At 73.1% G+C, this 17,509-nt stretch carries 15 protein-coding genes; 11 read left to right on the forward strand and 4 right to left on the reverse strand.

The window, feature by feature from the left end:
- Nucleotides 1-209 precede the first annotated feature (209 nt).
- Nucleotides 210-2,387: an FUSC family protein gene (locus ACFVT2_RS03545; RefSeq protein WP_390011573.1), complete on the forward strand. Its 2,178-nt coding sequence runs from the start codon at nt 210-212 to the stop codon at nt 2,385-2,387.
- A gap of 93 nt (nt 2,388-2,480) precedes the next feature.
- On the forward strand, nt 2,481-2,987 hold the full coding sequence (locus ACFVT2_RS03550; protein WP_100600194.1) for a MarR family winged helix-turn-helix transcriptional regulator: 507 nt from the start codon (nt 2,481-2,483) through the stop codon (nt 2,985-2,987).
- Nucleotides 2,988-3,145: 158 nt separating this feature from the next.
- On the opposite strand, the gene ACFVT2_RS03555 is transcribed toward ACFVT2_RS03550, so the two are convergent.
- Both ACFVT2_RS03555 and ACFVT2_RS03560 read right to left on the reverse strand, forming a co-directional pair.
- Nucleotides 3,146-3,472, reverse strand: a complete 327-nt coding sequence (locus ACFVT2_RS03555) for a hypothetical protein (RefSeq protein WP_390011577.1) — start codon at nt 3,470-3,472, stop codon at nt 3,146-3,148.
- Nucleotides 3,473-3,654: 182 nt separating this feature from the next.
- A complete protein-coding gene (locus ACFVT2_RS03560) occupies nt 3,655-4,452 on the reverse strand; it encodes a TetR/AcrR family transcriptional regulator (RefSeq protein WP_390011579.1) in 798 nt (265 codons plus the stop codon).
- A 389-nt stretch (nt 4,453-4,841) separates the two neighbouring features.
- On the opposite strand from ACFVT2_RS03560, the gene ACFVT2_RS03565 reads away from it, so the two are divergent.
- From ACFVT2_RS03565 to ACFVT2_RS03575, 3 genes are all read left to right on the forward strand, one after another.
- Entirely contained in the window at nt 4,842-5,360 is a 519-nt protein-coding gene (locus ACFVT2_RS03565; protein WP_390011581.1) for a PH domain-containing protein, read from the forward strand.
- Nucleotides 5,357-6,964 carry a PH domain-containing protein gene (locus ACFVT2_RS03570; RefSeq protein ID WP_390011584.1) on the forward strand — a complete coding sequence of 536 codons (1,608 nt, stop codon included), beginning with the start codon at nt 5,357-5,359 and terminating at the stop codon, nt 6,962-6,964. Before ACFVT2_RS03565 ends, ACFVT2_RS03570 begins: the two co-directional genes overlap by 4 nt.
- Nucleotides 6,965-7,070: 106 nt before the next feature.
- Nucleotides 7,071-7,481 carry an SsgA family sporulation/cell division regulator gene (locus ACFVT2_RS03575; protein ID WP_390011587.1) on the forward strand — a complete coding sequence of 137 codons (411 nt, stop codon included), beginning with the start codon at nt 7,071-7,073 and terminating at the stop codon, nt 7,479-7,481.
- A gap of 104 nt (nt 7,482-7,585) precedes the next feature.
- Here the strand turns inward: ACFVT2_RS03575 and ACFVT2_RS03580 are convergent, their stop codons facing one another.
- Entirely contained in the window at nt 7,586-8,368 is a 783-nt protein-coding gene (locus ACFVT2_RS03580) for a polysaccharide deacetylase family protein (RefSeq protein WP_390011590.1), read from the reverse strand.
- 155 nt (nt 8,369-8,523) lie between these two features.
- On the opposite strand from ACFVT2_RS03580, the gene ACFVT2_RS03585 reads away from it, so the two are divergent.
- The 4 genes from ACFVT2_RS03585 to ACFVT2_RS03600 all read left to right on the forward strand — a co-directional run bounded on the left by ACFVT2_RS03585 (nt 8,524) and on the right by ACFVT2_RS03600 (nt 11,876).
- A complete protein-coding gene (locus ACFVT2_RS03585; protein WP_390011593.1) occupies nt 8,524-9,228 on the forward strand; it encodes a response regulator in 705 nt (234 codons plus the stop codon).
- Between the two features lie 17 nt (nt 9,229-9,245).
- The gene (locus ACFVT2_RS03590; RefSeq protein ID WP_390012228.1) at nt 9,246-10,754 is read left to right on the forward strand and encodes an ATP-binding protein; all 1,509 of its coding nucleotides are present in this window, start codon (nt 9,246-9,248) and stop codon (nt 10,752-10,754) included.
- Nucleotides 10,751-11,380 carry a hypothetical protein gene (locus tag ACFVT2_RS03595; protein ID WP_390011596.1) on the forward strand — a complete coding sequence of 210 codons (630 nt, stop codon included), beginning with the start codon at nt 10,751-10,753 and terminating at the stop codon, nt 11,378-11,380. The genes ACFVT2_RS03590 and ACFVT2_RS03595 overlap by 4 nt, the downstream gene beginning before the upstream one ends.
- A 94-nt stretch (nt 11,381-11,474) precedes the next feature.
- A complete protein-coding gene (locus tag ACFVT2_RS03600) occupies nt 11,475-11,876 on the forward strand; it encodes a DUF1992 domain-containing protein (RefSeq protein WP_390011598.1) in 402 nt (133 codons plus the stop codon).
- Between the two features lie 18 nt (nt 11,877-11,894).
- Here ACFVT2_RS03600 and ACFVT2_RS03605 read toward each other — a convergent pair whose 3' ends face one another.
- Complete coding sequence (locus tag ACFVT2_RS03605) at nt 11,895-13,190, reverse strand: DUF4185 domain-containing protein (protein WP_390011601.1); 1,296 nt, start codon at nt 13,188-13,190, stop codon at nt 11,895-11,897.
- A gap of 194 nt (nt 13,191-13,384) precedes the next feature.
- Here ACFVT2_RS03605 and ACFVT2_RS03610 point away from each other — a divergent pair, with 194 nt between their 5' ends.
- Nucleotides 13,385-15,271 (forward strand): methylmalonyl-CoA mutase family protein, encoded by a 1,887-nt coding sequence (locus ACFVT2_RS03610; RefSeq protein WP_390011604.1) that lies wholly within the window; start codon nt 13,385-13,387, stop codon nt 15,269-15,271.
- On the forward strand, nt 15,268-17,499 hold the full coding sequence (gene scpA, locus ACFVT2_RS03615) for a methylmalonyl-CoA mutase (protein ID WP_390011606.1): 2,232 nt from the start codon (nt 15,268-15,270) through the stop codon (nt 17,497-17,499). Before ACFVT2_RS03610 ends, scpA begins: the two co-directional genes overlap by 4 nt.
- Nucleotides 17,500-17,509 lie beyond the last annotated feature (10 nt).

The following is a 17,509-nucleotide window of genomic DNA, read 5'->3' on the forward strand; positions in this document are numbered from 1 at the left end:
CCACCCCCGGCACCGGCACCCCCCGCACTCTTGGTGCTCTTGGTGCTCCTGGCGGTCGCGGCGTTCTTGGTGGCCTTAGTGGCCTTGGTTGCCTCGGTCGCCTTGGTGTTGTTGACGTTCTTCGCGGTTGGCACGGGGTTATTGTCGCGCGCTCGCGGGGTGACCCGGGACATACCTTTTACAGGTAAAACACCTGCTAATGTTTTGGCATGGGGAAGCACGCCAAGCACGCCAGACCTGCGGAGTGGTGGAAGACGAGGACGGCGCCCGGCCGAGCGGCCGCGGTGCGGTTCCGGCCGTTGCCGGTGCGGAGCACGGTGCGGTTGCGGCGGCCCGTCGACATCTGGCACAAGCCGGCGCTCAGTGCCGTGGTGGCACTGGCCGTCCCGGATCTGGTGCTGCTCGCACTGGGACGACTCGACCTGGTCCTCTACACCTCCGCCGGGGCGATGTGCGCGCTGTACGCACACGGCCTGCCGTACGCGGCACGGGCCCGCACTCTGCCGTGGGTGGTGCTCGGGATGGTGGCGAGCCTGGCCGTCGCGTTGACCGCGGCCTCGCTGGTCACCTCGGCCGCGGTGCTGGTGGTGCTGGCCTCGCTGGTCGCCGCGGTGCACAAGATGGTGTGCGACGCGACGCGGATCGGGCCGCCGGGGAATCTGATCCTGACGTTCATCGCGGCCTCGGCGTTCTTCGTGCCACAGCGGCCGGCGGAGGTGCTGCCGCACACGGCGCTGGCGCTGGTCACCGGGGCGTTCGCCTGGCTGGTGTGCATGGCGCCGGCGCTGGTACGGCCGCAGGGACCGGAGCGGATCGCCACCGCGCGGGCGCTGGAGGCCGCCGCCGGGCTGCTGCGGGCGCGGGCGGACGCCGTCGGTACGTTGCCGACCGGGGACGCGGAACCCCCCGGGGTGGCGCACGCCCGGCACGCCACCGCAGCGGCGGTGAACGCCGCTTGGCACGCACTGTTCCTGGTACCGACCCGTACGCCGGCGAAGGCCGCGGCACGGGCGGGGTTGGAGCGGCTGCTGGTGCGGGCGGAGTCGGCGCTGGGCGGCGTCCCGCGGGACGCCGCGGCGGAGGCCGGACGGCTCGGCGGCTGGGCGCGGGAGCTCCGGAGCGGGCGGTCGTTGCCCGAGGTGACGCTGACCGCCGCGGAAGCCGAGGAACTGGCCGGGGTCGCATGGGAAGCCGGTGTGGCGCTGGAGCCCGGCATGACCCTGCGGTCCGGGACGGGGGCTGAGTCCCGGACGACTGCGGAGTCCTGGATGGCGGTTGAGTCCCGGATGGCTGTAGGGCCCCGGATGGCGGTTGAGTCCTGGCCGGCCGTGGAGTCCTCTCGTACGGCAGACGGGGGCTGTACGGCGGCGGAATCCCGTACGGCGGTCGGGGTCGGTAAGGCGGCGGAGTTCGGCACAACAGCGGAATTCGGTACGGCGTCGGGGTCCCGTTCCGGGTGGGGCGTGGGCGGGGCCGGGCTGCGGCGCCCGGTGCCCGGACGGCCGCGGGGCGTACGGGCGGTGGCCGGGCGGCTCCGGCCGGGTTCGCCGTTGCTGCCCATCGGCGCGCGGGTCGCGGTGGGGTGCATTCTGGCGGGTTGGGCTTCCTTGGCGGTGGGGGTCGGGCACCCGTACTGGGCCGTGGTGACCGCGGCGTCGATCTACCAGGCCAACACCACGCTCTCGTGGCAGCGCGCCTTCCAGCGCACCCTCGGGAACCTGCTGGGGCTCGTTCTGTTCACCGCGCTGCTCCCCCTGATCCACACCGGACAGGTCACGATGATCGCGCTGGCGCTGGCGTTCCAACTCGGCGCGGAGGCCACGATCACCCGGAACTACTGGCTCGGGTCGGTGTGCGTGACGCCGATGGCGCTGCTGCTGACCGAGTTCGGCCGGCCGCTGCCGGCCAGCACGCTGATCGCCGACCGGTGGCTGGACACCGTGGTGGGCGCGGCGGTCGGGCTGATCTGCTGTGTGCTGGTCACCAACCGGCGGGCCGCCGACCGGATCGATCTGGCATTGGAGCGGGTCGCGGCGGCCGAGGTGGCGGCGACCCGGCTGCTGGCGGCCTGCCCCTGCGCGGCCCCGGCACGCACTGGGACGGAGGGTACGCGGACCGGGGCGGAGGGTGCACGGACTGGGGCAGCGGGTGCGCAGGGCGGGTCAGAGGTTCCGCAGACCGGGGCGGGCGGTGCGCGCGAGGCCGGCTGGGCGCGGGACCGACTCGCGGGGTCCCTGGTCGAGCTGCGCGAGGCGGTGGACGTGGCGGCCGGCGAGTGGTGGCAGCGGGCACTCCCCGAGGAGCGGATCGCCCGCGCCGAACAGCAGGGGCACCGGACGCTGGCGGTCCTGGTGCGGCGACTGGCCGTACCCGCACTGGCCGCCTGACGTGCCCCTCGGACCGGTCCTGGGCAGGCACAATGAGGTGCATGGGCGACCGGATATGCCGGCCGGACGGACGGGGCCGAGAGGAGAGTGCGGGTGACCGAGGACATCGTCGCGGGGGTGCTGCGCCAGTGGCAGCAGGTGCACCCAGGGCTGGACACCGGCCCGATGGCGGTGATCGGACGCCTCAACCGCTGTTCCGCGCTGTTGCAGCAGGCCGCCGATGCGCCGCTACGGCGAGCGGGGCTGACCCGACCCGAGTTCGACATCCTCGGCACGCTGCGCCGGATGGATCGTGAGCTGACCCCCGGCCGGGTGGCGCGGGAGACCTTCGCCTCGGGGGCGGCGGTCACCAAACGCATCCGGCAGTTGGAGGAGCGCGGGCTGATCAGCCGTCGGCCGGACGACCGCGACCGCCGGGTCACCCATCTCTCCCTCACGGAGGAGGGGCGGGAGACCATCGACCGGCTGCTGCCCGAGCAGTTGCGTTACGAGGCCGCGCTGCTGGAGGGCATCGGAGAACAGCGGCAGGAGGAACTCTCCTCGGCGCTGAGCGAGTTGCTGGTGGTGCTGGAGGGGCGACTGGCAAGCCTGATGGACTGATGGACTGATGGGTTCAACAAGTCCGCCGGGGACGGCTCGTCACACCACTCACTGTCCACTCACTGCCCCGCTCGCTGTTCCACTCACTGATCCGCCCACTGTCCCGCTCGCTGTTCCACTCGCCGCTTCGCTCGCTGTTCCACTCATCGCTTCGCCCGCTACTCCGCCGGGAACGGCTCGTCGCTCCAGCGGAACCACGCCGCATCGTCCTCGATGTGCAGCAGGAACTCCGCCACCGGACCTTCCGGGGCGATCAGCCGGACACCGTCGCTGGCACGGGCGTAGGCGTCCTCCCAGGCAGCCAGGTCGTCGTCGATGGTGTCGCTGAGCGCCAGCTCGCGGGCGAAGTGCGGCCGCAGTTCGGCGAAGGCCGGGCCGGGTGTGAAACGGCCGTTCAGCCAGGGGAAATCCGCCTCCGTGACGGTGATCTCGCCGACCACGTCGGCGCCCCGTTCCACCCGCCAGATCTCCCCGATGTACGGCATCGCTGCCTCCCCTTGGTCGTGCCGGTGACGCGCGGAAGCGCCCCACCGGGGTGCGGTGGGGCGAAGGTTCTGCGCGACGGTCGGACGACAGGATGGCAGACCGCGCGAACGGGCCGAGCGGCGATGGCGCGAAAGCGCGGAAAGCCGGCCGATGGGTCGTGCGGCGCACGACTGACGGTACGTCAGGTGCGTTCGGTGGGCTTCGCTGCCGGTCCACGCTCCCGACCGACGTGGTCTCCGGCATCACTGCCGGCGTCGGCGCCTCTCCCGTCGTCGCTGCCGCTGCCACTGCCGCCGCCGGCGTCAACGCTGGCGTCAGCATCGGCATCGACACCATCACCGACACCGATTCGCGAGCCGGCGCCGCCTCCCGGGGTGGCCTCCGGCCCGAAGAGGCCGTCCAGTTGCCGATCCAGCAGGGCGAGCGCCTGCTCGGGGCCGTGGATGCCCAGCAGGACGTAGGAGGCGAGGCCGTCGGCGAGGGCGATCAGGAGCATCGCCTCGTCCTCGTTGGCGCGCTCGGGCGGCACCTCACCGCGCTCGGCGGCCAGCCGCAACTGGCCGGCGAAGAAGTCACGGAGCTTGGGGATGCCGTCCCTGGCCTCCGCGCCCAGGGCGGGGTCGTGGACCGCGCGGGAGTAGTAGGCCGCGCCGACCAGGAGGCCGGCGCGGCTCTCCGCATCCAGCGGGAGCATGCCGGCGCAGCAGACGCGGAGAACCGTACGCGGCGTCGGCTCCTCCTCCAGGGCCTGGAGGCGCTGCCGGATCCGTTCGGTGGCCTGGTGGTTGATGTGCCGGAGGGCGAACAGGAGCAACTCGTCCCGGTTGCGGAAGTAGTGCTGGATCCGGCCGAGCGAGATCCCGGCCTCGGTGGCGACGTCGCGCAGGCTGACCCCGTCCACACCCCGGGTGTTCGCGAGCCGCCAGAGTGCTGCCGAGATCTCCTGGCGCCTGGCTTCGTGATCCACCTTCTTGGGCACGGGCGGCTTCCTTTCATCTCATCCGTACTGCTCTTCCGCGCTGCGTTTCCGTAACGCTGCTCTTCCGTACTGCTGCGCTTTCCGTAACGCTGCTCCTCGGTACCGCCCCCCAGCACCGCCCCTCAGCGCCCCTCTCGAAACCGCTCTCCTCGAAGCCGCTCCTCGACACCACCGCCCCTCGATACCCCTCCTCGGCATGACCCCTGACGCATGGCGCTTCCGTCGTGTGGCGTCCCGGCGCGCTCATCCTGTCGGCGCGGTCCGGCGTCCCTTCCGTTGCGGCGTCGGCGTCCATCCGGCGCCGGTGACCGGCCGACTTTTACAAGTCGCTCGTACCGTTATAACGTACCGCCACACAATACGTTTGACTTGGAAAACGGTGACCCCTCATGCCCGAGCACGCCGCACCGCTCCTCCGCCCGCCCCGGCACCGCGTCGATCCCCGCGCCCGCTCCTGGTGGCGGGTCCAGGCACTGCTCACGCTCAGCGGGCCGATGCTGCTGACCGCGCTGGTCATGGCGGTGCTGTCGCTGCTCTTCTTCCCGGGGGCGCTGCCGTGGCTGGGGCCGCTGCTGCTGGTCGTCCTGGTCCTGCCGGCGGTGGGCTACCTCGTGGTCATGCCGCGGATGCGGTACGCGGTGCACGCCTGGGAGCTGGGCGAGCGCGCGGTCTACGCGGCGGGCGGCTGGTTCTGGCAGAAGCGGCGGATCGCGCCGCTGTCCCGGGTGCAGACGGTGGACACCCTGCGCGGGCCGATACAGCGGCGGTACGGGCTGGCGACGGTGACCGTCACCACCGCTTCGACCGCCGGCGACATCAAGATCGCCGGCCTGTCGGACGCGGATGCCGAGGCGCTGTCCCGACGGATCGGTGAGGTCGCGCAGGACGTGCCGGGTGATGCCGCATGAGCACCCCCTGGAAGGGCAACGACGACGGCGCACCGACCGCCACGTCGTACGCCGACGGGCAGCCCGCGACGCCGGCCGCGCCCGAGTGGCGGCGGTTGAGCCCCCGCACCCTGCTGGTGCACTGCGGCTGGCTGGGGGCGCCGCTCGGCTCGCTGGCGCTGACCGCGCTGGCCACCGGCGGGCGGATCACCGGCGGCGCCTGGCTCACCCTCGCCGCGATCGCCACCGCCTTCGCCGTGGTCACCGCGGCCGGGCTGATCCGCTGGGCGCGCACGGATTTCCGGGTCACCGGCGAGAGCCTGGACGTGCGGAGCGGACTGCTCACCCGGCGGCTGCGGAGCGTGCCACTGCACCGGATCCGCACCGTCGACCTGACCGCGTCGCCGCTGCACCGGCTGCTGGGCGTCACGGTGCTGCGGGCCGGCACGGCGGGCTCCGGTGAGGGCAGCGGCGAACTGTCGCTGGAGGCCCTCCCGGTGGCCGAGGGCGAGCGGCTGCGCGCCGAACTGCTGGCCCGCGCGGCCACCGGAGCGGTCGCCGAGGACCCGGTGCTGGCGCGGATCAGCTGGCGCTGGCTGCGGTACGCGCCGCTCACCTTCTGGGTCGTCGGCGGGGTGTTCGCCGCGGGCGGCTCGGCCTACCGGGCGCTGCACGAGATGGGCATCGAGCCCTGGAAACTCGGCTTCGTACGGCGGGCGTTCGAGGAGTTCGGCACCGGGATGCTGTGGCTGACCATCCCCGCGGCGCTGCTGGTGGTGATCGTGCTGGGCACGGTCGGCGCGATCGTCCTCTACGTCGAGAACTGGTGGAGCTACCGCCTGGAGTGGGCCGACGCCGGCACGCTGCGGGTGCAGCGGGGGCTGCTGACCACCCGCTCGGTGACCATCGAGCGGGCCCGGCTGCGCGGGGTGGTACTGCGCGAACCGCTGCTGCTGCGGGCCGGCGGCGGGGCGACGGTGCGCGCGGTGGCGGGCGGTCTGGGCAACAAGGAAGAGAACCGCAAGCGCAGCGGGCTGCTCCCGCCGGCGCCCCGGCGGGAGGCGGTCCGGGTGGCCGGCGGGGCGTTGCAATCCCCGTTCCCGTCCGAGGAACTGACGGACAGTCAGCACGGTCGACTGATCCGGCATCCGCGGGTCGCGCTGCGTCGGCGGCGGATGCGCGGGCTGCTCTTCGTGGTACTGCCGGGCAGCGCGCTGCTGGCCGGTCTCGGGGCGGCGTTCACTCCCGTCCTGCTGCACGCCGCGTGGATCTACGCGGTGGTCACCACGCCGATGGTGCTGTGGCTGGCCCGGGACGCGTACCGGAATCTGGGGCACGGGATCGCCGGCCGCCATCTGGTCACCCGCTCGGGCACCTTCAGCCGGGACACCCTGGCCCTCCGGCGCGAGGCCGTCGCCGCCTGGACGTTCACCACCTCGCCGTTCACCCGTCGGGCCGGGCTGGTGACGCTCACCGCGGCGGTGGCCGCGGGCGAGGAGGGCTACCGCATCCCGGACCTCGCGGAGGGCACCGCGCCCGGCTTCGCGGCGGCCGCGACCCCGGGCATCCTGGACGAATTCCTCACCCGTCCGGCACGGAACGGCGGTCCGACACCGGCTGCATGACGCAGATCACACCCCCGCCGTATGCACGGCGAGGCCGGGCAGACCGTCCTACAGGATGACCGCGCCCGCGTTACGCGGGCCGACCAGCCGTGAGGGAGTCGCCGCGATGCATACCGCCATCGACCAAGCCGTCCAGGTCCGTCTCCTCGCGACGTCGGTCGGCCACGCGGTGCCCGCGGTACTCCGCTACCAGCGGACCGATCCGCTGGCGGTGCGGATGACCTTCCCCCCGGAGATCTCGCTCGACGGTGCGGCGGTGGACTGGGCGTTCGCCCGGGACCTGCTCGCCGAGGGGCTGCGCGGCGCGGCCGGCCGGGGCGACGTACGGGTGCGGCCGTCGGGTCCGGACCGCACGGTGATGGAGTTCCACGCCGACGAGGGCATCGCCATGGTCCAGTTGCGGACCGCGGACGTCCGGCGGTTCCTGGCCCGCTCGTACGAGGCGGTGCCGGACGGGCGGGAGCACGAACACCTGGGCGTGGACCAGGGACTGGCGGAGCTGTTCGGCACCGCGTGAGGCGGTACCGCGTGCGGCGAGGCGGCGCCGCACGGGACGCGAAACGGGCAGGACACGACGAACGGGCCGGTGGAAACCGGCCCGTTCGGCTGTGTGGGGGTGCGCTACCGCTGCGGGAACCCGAAGCCGTAGCCCTGCTGCTTCATCCACGGCAGCAGCCGCTCCAACGCCTCCACCGTGCGGGCCCGGTTGCCGCCGCCGTCGTGGAAGAGGACGGTGGGGCCGTTGCGGAGTTCGCCGCGGACGGTCGACTCGATCTTCGCGACGGTGCCGCCCTCGAAGTCCTTGCTGTCGACGTTCCAGCCCAGCGGACGCATACCGTGTTCGGCGGCCAGCTGGCGGCTGTAGGGGGTGAAGGCGCCGCCGGGGGCGCGGTAGTACTCGACCTTGGCGCCGCCCGCCGCGTCCTCGATCATCTTCTGGGCGTCGAGGATCTGCCGGGACTGGTAGTCGTCCGGCCGGTGGTCCATGGCGGTGTTGTGGCTGACGGTGTGGTCGCAGAGCTTGTGGCCGTCGGCCACCACCTTCTTGACGACGTCGGGGTGCGCCGCGGCCTGCGGGCCGATCATGCAGAAGGTCGCCTTGACGCCGTTCTCCTTGAGGACCGCGAGGACCTTCGGGGTCCAGACGGGGTCCGGGCCGTCGTCGATGGTGATGTTGAGGCTGCGGCCCGGACGGTCCGAGGCGTGCGCGATGGTCGGGTCGACCGGGGCGGTGCGCGGCGGTTGGGCCGGCTTCCGGCCCTGCGTGACCGTATCCGCCTCGGCGCTGGGTTGGAGGAATGCGAAGGCTCCCGCCACCGCCAGCGACGCCACCGCCGCGGTGGTCACGCCGATGATCCCGCCTTCGATACCGAAGCGCCGTCCCCTGCCGAAGCGCCCTGCCATGTCGAACCCGCCCCTCGTGTGCTCTGCTGATATACCTGCCGGCGGCGTGGTGTGCCCCTTGGTACGGACGCCGGCTTCACTCCCACAGATGCACAGGACTCGGGACAGGCTGCGCCTGTTACGGATCCATCATGAAACTTATTGATACTGGACCCATGCCACGAGTACTTCTGATCGAGGACGACGCCGCCGTCCGGGACGGGGTGTCCCTCGCGCTGCGGCGGCGCGGCCATGACGTCGCGGCCGCGGCCAGCGGCGAGGAAGGGCTGGCGGCGCTGCCGGGCTTCCGCCCCGACATCGTTCTGCTGGATCTGATGCTGCCCGGCAAGGACGGCTTCGAGATCTGCCGGCTCATCCGCGCCGAGCGGCAGCTGCCGATCATCATGCTCACCGCCCGCGGCGACGACCTCGACGTGGTCCTCGGGCTGGAGGCCGGGGCCGACGACTACATCGTCAAACCGGCCCGTGGTGAGGTCCTGGAAGCCCGGATCCGGGCGGTGCTGCGGCGCACCGCGCTGCCCACCGACGGCGCCCCGGCCACCGAGCCGGGGCCCACGCCGGTGGAGACCTACGGCGAACTGACCATCGACCGGGCCGGGCTGGTCGTCAGCAAGGGCGGCCAGGACCTGGCGCTGGCGCCGTCCGAGATGAAGCTGCTGCTGTTCCTGTCCGCGACCCCGGGCCAGGTCTTCAGCCGCCAGCAGCTGTTGGAGCACGTCTGGGAGCACAGCTACCACGGCGACGCGCGGCTGGTGGACGCCTGCGTGATGCGGCTGCGGACGAAGATAGAGGACACCCCGCGCAGCCCCCGGTACGTCCAGACCGTGCGCGGTTTCGGTTACCGCTTCGGACCCCTGTGAGCCGCCTCCGCCGCCTGATGCCGGGCATGTCCGCGGTGCGCGGTCTGCGCGCCCGGCTCGTGGTGGCGTTCCTGCTGGTGGCCGCGGTCAGTGCGCTGACCACCGCAGGGCTGACCTACCGGGAGGCCCGGAACGCCATCCTCCAGCGGTCCCAGGACGGCGCCGTCAACGACCTGCGGGCCCAGGTCAATTCGCTGGCGCCGGAACTGGCGGTGCCGCCGTCCCAGTCGGACCTGGATTTCTTCCGGGTGAAGCTGGAACGCTCCGGCAAGTCCCGCGACTGGGACATCTCGGTGCACTACAACGGCGTGCCGGACGACGGCGCGGCCGGGCTGCGGCGCGACATGGTGGTGCCGGCCGACTTCAAGGCGTCGGTGGAGAAGCGGCGGGTGCCGGCGTTCCAGCGCATCGACCGGGACGGCGCGCCCTGGCTGCTGATCGGGATGCCGGTGCGGCAGACCGACAACCAGCCGTCCCCGCTGACGGTCTACGCCCAGCTGCCGCTGCGCGCCGAGGAGGCCAACGTCGAGGCGCTGGTGACCGCCGCGCGGGGCGGGGCGCTGCCGGCCTTCGCGCTCGCGGTGATCCTGCCGCTGTTCGCGGCGCGCGGGGTGCTGCGGCCCGTCCGGGGGCTGCGGCAGGCCGCCGGGCGGATCGCCGAGGGCAAGCTGGACACCCGGCTGGAGGTCAAGGGCTCCGACGAACTCGCCGATCTGTCACGGACGTTCAACGAGATGGCGGCGAAGCTGGAGGAGAGCGTGGCGGAGCTGCGCCGGATGGAGGCCAACTCCCGGCGGTTCGCGGCCGATGTCTCGCACGAGCTGCGGACGCCGCTGGCGGCGATGGCCGCGGTGACCGACGTGCTGGACGAGGATGCCGACTCGCTCGATCCGGACACCGCCTCCGCGGTCCGGCTGATCAGCCAGGAGACCGGGAAGCTGGCGCGGATGGTGGAGGACCTGATGGAGGTTTCGCGGTTCGACGCCGGCGCCGCCGCGCTCCACCTGGACGAGGTGGACGTCGCCGAGACGATCCGCAAGACCCTCCAGGCCCGCGCCTGGCAGAACCGGGTGACCGCCCAGTTGCCGGACGACGTCCGGGCCCGGCTCGACCCGCGCCGGCTGGACGTGGTGGTCGCCAACCTGGTGGGCAACGCCCTGCACCACGGCGGCGAACCGGTCCGGGTGGTGTTGTGCGCGCCGGAGCCCGGCGATACCACCCTGCTGATCGAGATCCGCGACAGCGGTCCGGGGATAGACCCGGAGGTGCTGCCGCACGTCTTCGACCGCTTCTACAAGGCGGACTCGGCCCGTGCCCGGTCCGAGGGCAGCGGACTGGGGTTGGCCATCGCGCAGGAGAACGTCCGGCTGCACGGCGGCGTCCTGCGCGCCGCCAACGCCCCGGAGGGCGGTGCGGTGTTCACTGTGGAGCTGCCGCTGCGACAGGAGGAAGCACCGGCCGGTGAGGCCACCGACGAGCCCGTCGGGAAGCCCGCCGATGCCGGGAAGGGGAACGACACCGCATGACCGATCGACGCCTGACCGCACGCCGTACGGCCGCGTGCCGCCCCGCCGTGCGCCGTGTCCCCGGCCGCCGGGCCGTGCTGGGTGCCCTGGCCGGGGTGCTCACCGCGGCGCTGGCCGGCTGTGGGATCGAATCCACCGATGTGATCGACGCCGGTGAGCCGGCGACCGGGGTACGGGCCCCGGGCAAGCCGACGGCCAATGTGCAGCTGTTCTTCTACGGCCCGGACGGACTCCACCCGGCGACCCGCCCGGCGCGGGAACCGCTGGATCCGCAGGCCGCGATCGACCTGCTGGTGCAGGGGCCCAACCACGCCGAGCGGATGCGTGGGCTCTCCAGTGTGGTGCCGAAGTTCCCCGCTCCGCTCACCGCGTCGTCCGGGCCCGGCCAGGTCGTGATCACCCTGCCGGTCAACGCCAAGCTGCTGGACCCGGCCTCGCTGAACCAGCTGGTGTGCACCGCGGCCAACGCCCGGGTCCCCGGGAACAAACCACCGGGCCAGGTCACGGTGACCCTGGTCGGCGAAGGCGTCCGGGTCGGCCCCATGGTGTGCGGTGGCAGCAACGCCTTCCCGCTGGTCCAGCCGACCCCGACCGGCGTCGGCGAGACCGGCGGCGGAGGCGGCTGACCGGGCGCCCCGCTCCGGGGCCCGGGCCGGACAGGGGCCTGCGCTACCGTGAAGAGGCGAGGACCGTCCGGCCACACCTTGGGAGACTCCCACGATGACCGAGCGCAAACCCCCCGGCGTCAGCTTCGAGAGCTGGGTCGAGAAGCAGATCCGCGAATCGGCCGAGCGCGGTGGCTTCGACAGCCTTCCGGGCTTCGGCAAGCCCCTCCGCAATCTCGACCAGCCCTACGACGAGATGTGGTGGATCAAGGAGAAGATGGGCCGGGAGCAGGTCTCCTTCCTCCCGCCCAGCCTCGTCCTGCGCAAGGAGATCGAGGACGCACTGGCGGCCGCCTCCGCCGCGCCGAGCGAGGCCGCGCTCCGCCGCATCCTGACCGAGATCAACGGCCGGATCCGGGCGGCGCTGGCCACCCCGCCCGAGGGACCGCCGCTGGACCGCGTCCCGTTCGACATCGAGGAGCAGGCCCGCATCTGGCGGGAGAAGCAGGGGAGTTGAGCCGCACCGTGCCGCTCGTCACCGCCCCGTAGGTGCCAGCCGGACCCGGAGGAACCGCGGGCGGTACAGCTCCACGTCGCCGTTGACCACTGGGTCGGCGGGGGCGCCGGGTGGGCCCAGCCAGTTGATGTCATAGCTGAGGAGCAGGCCGGTGCCGGTGGTGAACTCCGGGTGCGCCTGCGGGTTGTAGACCGCGACGTGGTCGGGATCGGGGCCGGTCGGGCGCGGCGGGGTGATCCGGCCGGCCGGGCCGTGCCAGGGACCCTGGGGTGAGCAGGCCCAGTAGCCGGTGATCGTCCGTAGCCCGGCGGTGCCGCCGCCCCCGGTGTCCATGGTGAGCAGCACCCACGTCCCCCCGTCGCGGACGACGGTGAAGGCGCTGCCGACGCCGCGCCGGCCGCCGCCGCGCAGGACCGGCGCGGCCCGCGTGGCGTCCGGCCGCCAGTGGGCGCCGTCCCAGAACCGCCAGGCCGCCCGGTCCGCGAGCCGGCCGGCCGGGACCCGGGCCAGATAGCCGCTGTCGGCCGGGGTCGAGGGCGGGTCGTCGCCGCCGAAGACGTACGTCCAGTCGCCGTCGCGGACCAGCGCGGTGCCGTAGAGGACGCGTCGGCCCGGGTCGGTGACGGTGTGCTGGTCGGCGACCGGGGTGAGGGACTCCAGCCGGAGGTCGGGCAGGGAGAGGGTGGCGACCTCGGTGCCGTGCGGCATCCCGAAGATCCACGGGCCGGTGCCGGGGACGCGGTTCCACAGCAGTACCCGGACGACCTGCTCCGGTGCGCCGGGGATGCGGGGTTCCACGGTCGCGTGCACCGGCCAGCGCCATCCGCCGCCGGGCGGGTCGGGGAAGTACGGCCCGGGTGCGGCGGGGGTGCCGCCGGTCAGGGTGCGCTCCGGGGTGCCCGCGGGGTTCATCAGCACGAGGGAGTTGTGCCGCAGGAACGGGGTGCCGCCGGCGTCGGCGGTGCGCCAACGGAAGGGCGCGCCCTGGGGGTTGGGCGGGGGGTGGATCCGGTCGAGGAAGGTGTCGGAGAACAGCCAGAGCGTGCGGCCGTCCGGGAGGCGCACGGAGTGGGTGCCGTCGCCGCCGGTCCAGTCGTCGGTACGGGAGTTGTCGTCGCCGTAGCGGGCGAACGCCGCGGTGGTTCCGGGGTCGGCGGACCAGCCGGCGAGGGTGCGGCCCGGGCAGGCGGCGCGGGGGCCGGGCCCGCGGGCGGGGGCCGGCACCAGCAGGGCCGCGGCCGCGGCGGCGGTCAGGAGCAGGAGGGCGAGCAGGACGACGGCGAGGGTGGTGCGGGTGATCGGCGGGTTGCGCATTCCGCTCCTCGGTGGGGTGCGGGGTCACCGTAGCGCGACGGAGGGCGTGGTTCCGGGAGCGGCCGGAGGGGGCCGCGGAGGTCCGTCCGGGGCGGATTCGCCCTGTACACGGCGATCAGCGCCGGCATCAACGAGGGCAAGGTCACAGCCCGAGCCCCTGCTCCGGCTAACGGTCGTTCGCCTAGCCTGCTGCCATGACCGCCCAGTCCCCCGAACTCCCCCTGGCCGCGGCCTTCCCGGCGGCCGAACGCGAGCAGTGGCAGCGTCTCGTCGAAGGCGTACTCCGCAAATCGGGCGCCTCCGATGCTGCGGGTGCCGCCGCCGAGGACGCGCTCGCCACGGATCTCCAGGACGACATCCGTGTCCGTCCCCTGTACACCGCCGAGGACGCGCCACCCGCCGTGGGCCTGCCCGGCTTCTCCCCGTTCGTCCGGGCGGCCCGGCCCGAGGGCACGGCCGCCTCCGGATGGGACGTGCGGCAGCGCCACGTCGGCACCGACCCGCGGCGGGTCAACGAGGCGCTCCTCGCCGACCTGGAGAACGGCGTCACCTCCGTGTGGCTGGCCGTCGGTGCCGGCGGGGTGCCGGTGTCCGGTCTGGCGGAGGCGCTCCGCGGCGTCTATCTGGACCTGGCGCCGGTGGTCCTGGACGCGGGCGCGGAATTCCCCGCGGCGGCCGAGGAGTTGCTGCGGCTGTACCGGGAGTCCGGGGTGGCGCTGTCCGAGACGTCGGGTGTGCTGGGCGCCGATCCGCTGGGCCTGCTGGCCCGTACCGGCGACGACCGCGGGCTGGCCGACGGGCTGGCGGCCGCCGCCCGGTTGGCCGGCGTGGTCGAGGCGAGCGCCCCGCGGATCCGTACGGTCACCGTCGACGCCCTGCCGTACCACGAGGCGGGCGGCTCGGCGGCCGAGGAGTTGGGCGCCTCACTGGCCACCGGGGTGGGGTATCTGCGCGAACTGACCGCGGACGGGCGGGGCCTGGGCATCGACGCCGCCTGCCGCCAGCTGGAGTTCCGGTACGCCGCCACCGCCGACCAGTTCCTGACCATCGCCAAGCTGCGCGCGGCCCGGCTGCTGTGGGGCCGGGTCGCCGAGGTCTGCGGGGTGTCGTCGGCCGCCGCCGGGCAGCGCCAGCACGCGGTCACCTCGACGGTCATGATGTCCCGTCGGGACCCGTGGGTGAACATGCTGCGCACCACGGTGGCCGGGCTGTCCGCGGGTCTGGGCGGCGCGGACGCGGTGACGGTGCTGCCGTTCGACGCGGCGCTGGGCCTGCCGGACGCGTTCGCCCGGCGGATCGCCCGGAACACCCAGTCGGTGCTGCTGGAGGAGTCGCACCTGGCGAAGGTGATCGATCCGGCCGGCGGTTCCTGGTACGTCGAACAGCTCACCGCCGAACTTGCCCGCGCGGGCTGGGCGTTCTTCCAGGAGATCGAGGGCGCGGGCGGTCAGGCCGCCGCGCTGCGGTCCGGGATGCTCGGCGACCGGTTGGCGGAGACCTGGCAGCGGCGCAGCGAGGACCTGGCGCACCGCCGGGAACCGATCACCGGGGTCAGCGAGTTCCCGCACCTGGCCGAGGCTCCGCTGAAGCGTGAGCCGGCCCCGCTGCCGGCCGGTGGGGGGCTGCCGCGGGTGCGCCGGGACGACGCGTTCGAGGCGCTGCGGGCCCGATCCGATGCGCAGTCGGCGGCCGGCGGGGCGCGTCCGAAGGCGTTCCTGGCCGCGTTGGGTCCGGTCGCGGCGCACACCGCGCGGGTGGCGTTCGCCGCCAACCTCTTCCAGGCGGGCGGGATCGAGACCGTACCGGAGCAGGTGACGGCTGCGTCGGTGGCCTCGGCGTTCGCGGCGAGCGGCGCGCGGATCGCGTGCGTGTGTTCCAGTGACGCGGTCTACGCCGAGCAGGCGGTGGAGGTGGCCGCGGCGCTGAAGTCGGCGGGCGCGGTGCGGGTGTACCTGGCGGGCAAGCCGGGTGCGCGCCGCGAGGAGTTCGTGGCGGCCGGAGTGGACACGTTCGTGTTCGTGGGCTGCGATGTGGCCGGGGTGCTGTCCTCGGCCCTGGATGTCACGGAGGTGGCGGGATGACGGAGACGGCACGGCTAGAGGGCGCCATCCCCGATTTCAGCGCGGTGGAGCTGGGCGATCTGTCCGGGGCGGCGGTGTCCGGCGACGGGGCCCGGTGGGCGGAGGCGGTCCAGCAGGCCACCGGCAAGAGCGTCGCGGACCTGACCTGGGAGACGCCGGAGGGCATCGACGTCAAACCGCTCTACACCGCGGCCGACGTCGACGGTCTGGACTTCCTGGGCACGTACCCGGGCATCGCGCCGTATCTGCGCGGCCCGTACCCGACGATGTACGTCAACCAGCCCTGGACGATCCGGCAGTACGCGGGCTTCTCCACCGCCGAGGAGTCCAACGCCTTCTACCGGCGCAACCTCGCCGCCGGCCAGAAGGGCCTGTCGGTCGCCTTCGACCTGCCCACCCACCGCGGCTACGACAGCGACCACCCGCGGGTGACCGGTGACGTCGGCATGGCGGGCGTGGCCATCGACTCGATCTACGACATGCGGCAGCTCTTCGAGGGCATCCCGCTGGACAAGATGACGGTGTCGATGACGATGAACGGCGCGGTGCTGCCCGTTCTCGCCCTGTACATCGTGGCCGCCGAGGAGCAGGGCGTACCGCCCGAGAAGCTGGCCGGGACCATCCAGAACGACATCCTCAAGGAGTTCATGGTCCGCAACACCTACATCTATCCGCCGCAGCCCTCGATGCGGATCATCTCCGACATCTTCGCGTACACCTCGCAGAAGATGCCGCGGTACAACTCCATCTCGATCTCCGGCTACCACATCCAGGAGGCGGGTGCGACGGCCGACCTGGAGCTGGCGTACACCCTCGCCGACGGGGTGGAGTACCTGCGTGCGGGCATGGCGGCGGGGATGGACGTGGACGCGTTCGCGCCGCGCCTGTCGTTCTTCTGGGCGATCGGCATGAACTTCTTCATGGAGGTCGCCAAGCTCCGCGCGGCCCGGCTGCTGTGGGCGCGGCTGGTCCAGAAGTTCGACCCGAAGAACGCCAAGTCCCTTTCGCTGCGCACCCATTCGCAGACCTCGGGTTGGTCGCTGACCGCGCAGGACGTGTTCAACAACGTCACCCGCACGTGTGTGGAGGCGATGGCCGCGACCCAGGGCCACACCCAGTCGCTGCACACCAACGCGCTCGACGAGGCGCTGGCGCTGCCCACCGACTTCTCGGCGCGGATCGCCCGCAACACCCAGCTGTTCCTCCAGCAGGAGTCGGGCACCTGCCGGGTGATCGACCCGTGGGGCGGCAGCGCGTACGTCGAGCGGCTCACCCACGATCTGGCGCGCCGGGCCTGGGCGCACATCGAGGAGGTCGAGGCGGCCGGCGGGATGGCCAAGGCGATCGACGCGGGCATCCCGAAGATGCGGGTCGAGGAGGCGGCGGCCCGTACGCAGGCGCGGATCGACTCGGGGCGGCAGGCGCTGATCGGCGTCAACAAGTACCGGGTGGAGACCGACGAGGAGATCGAGGTCCTCAAGGTCGACAACTCCGCGGTGCGGGCGCAGCAGATCGACAAGCTCAAGCGGCTGCGCGCGGAGCGCGACGAGGACGCCTGCCAGCGGGCGCTGCGGGCGCTGACCGAGGCGGCGAAGGCCGCGCCCGGCCCGGGACTTGAGGGCAATCTGCTCGCGCTGGCGGTGGACGCGGCCCGGGCGATGGCGACCGTCGGGGAGATCTCGGACGCCCTGGAGGAGGTCTACGGCCGCCACTCCGGCCAGATCCGTACCATCTCCGGTGTGTACCGAGACGAAGCGGGCCCCTCGTCGGGGGTCGAGCGCACCCGGGAACTGGTGGCCGCGTTCGAGCGCGCGGAGGGCCGCCGGCCGCGCATCCTGGTGGCCAAGATGGGCCAGGACGGCCACGACCGCGGCCAGAAGGTGATCGCCACGGCCTTCGCCGACCTGGGCTTCGACGTCGACGTCGGCCCGCTGTTCCAGACCCCGGCCGAGGTGGCCCGGCAGGCGGTGGAGGCCGATGTGCACATCGTCGGGGTGTCCTCGCTGGCGGCCGGTCATCTGACGCTGGTGCCGGCGCTGCGGGAGGCACTGGCGGCGGAGGACCGGGAGGACATCACCATCGTGGTCGGCGGGGTGATCCCGCCGCAGGACGTCCAGCCGCTGCGGGACATGGGCGCCGCCGCGGTGTTCCTGCCCGGCACGGTCATCCCGGACGCGGCCCACGACCTGGTGCGGGACCTGGCGACGGTCCTCGGCCACGAGCTGTAGGGCGGAGGGC

The sequence above is a fragment of the Streptomyces sp. NPDC058000 genome, assembly GCF_042886435.1.
Lineage (GTDB): Bacteria > Actinomycetota > Actinomycetes > Streptomycetales > Streptomycetaceae > Streptomyces.

Bases quoted from the DNA above. Each gene is read 5' to 3' on its own strand.
- ACFVT2_RS03545 (WP_390011573.1), top strand. From the start codon at position 210: ATGGGGAAGCACGCCAAGCACGCCAGACCTGCGGAGTGGTGGAAGACG.
- ACFVT2_RS03555 (WP_390011577.1), bottom strand. From the start codon at position 3,472: ATGCCGTACATCGGGGAGATCTGGCGGGTGGAACGGGGCGCCGACGTG.
- ACFVT2_RS03565 (WP_390011581.1), top strand. From the start codon at position 4,842: ATGCCCGAGCACGCCGCACCGCTCCTCCGCCCGCCCCGGCACCGCGTC.
- ACFVT2_RS03570 (WP_390011584.1), top strand. From the start codon at position 5,357: ATGAGCACCCCCTGGAAGGGCAACGACGACGGCGCACCGACCGCCACG.
- ACFVT2_RS03575 (WP_390011587.1), top strand. From the start codon at position 7,071: ATGCATACCGCCATCGACCAAGCCGTCCAGGTCCGTCTCCTCGCGACG.
- ACFVT2_RS03580 (WP_390011590.1), bottom strand. From the start codon at position 8,368: ATGGCAGGGCGCTTCGGCAGGGGACGGCGCTTCGGTATCGAAGGCGGG.
- ACFVT2_RS03585 (WP_390011593.1), top strand. From the start codon at position 8,524: ATGCCACGAGTACTTCTGATCGAGGACGACGCCGCCGTCCGGGACGGG.
- ACFVT2_RS03590 (WP_390012228.1), top strand. From the start codon at position 9,246: ATGCCGGGCATGTCCGCGGTGCGCGGTCTGCGCGCCCGGCTCGTGGTG.
- ACFVT2_RS03595 (WP_390011596.1), top strand. From the start codon at position 10,751: ATGACCGATCGACGCCTGACCGCACGCCGTACGGCCGCGTGCCGCCCC.
- ACFVT2_RS03600 (WP_390011598.1), top strand. From the start codon at position 11,475: ATGACCGAGCGCAAACCCCCCGGCGTCAGCTTCGAGAGCTGGGTCGAG.
- ACFVT2_RS03605 (WP_390011601.1), bottom strand. From the start codon at position 13,190: ATGCGCAACCCGCCGATCACCCGCACCACCCTCGCCGTCGTCCTGCTC.
- ACFVT2_RS03610 (WP_390011604.1), top strand. From the start codon at position 13,385: ATGACCGCCCAGTCCCCCGAACTCCCCCTGGCCGCGGCCTTCCCGGCG.
- scpA (WP_390011606.1), top strand. From the start codon at position 15,268: ATGACGGAGACGGCACGGCTAGAGGGCGCCATCCCCGATTTCAGCGCG.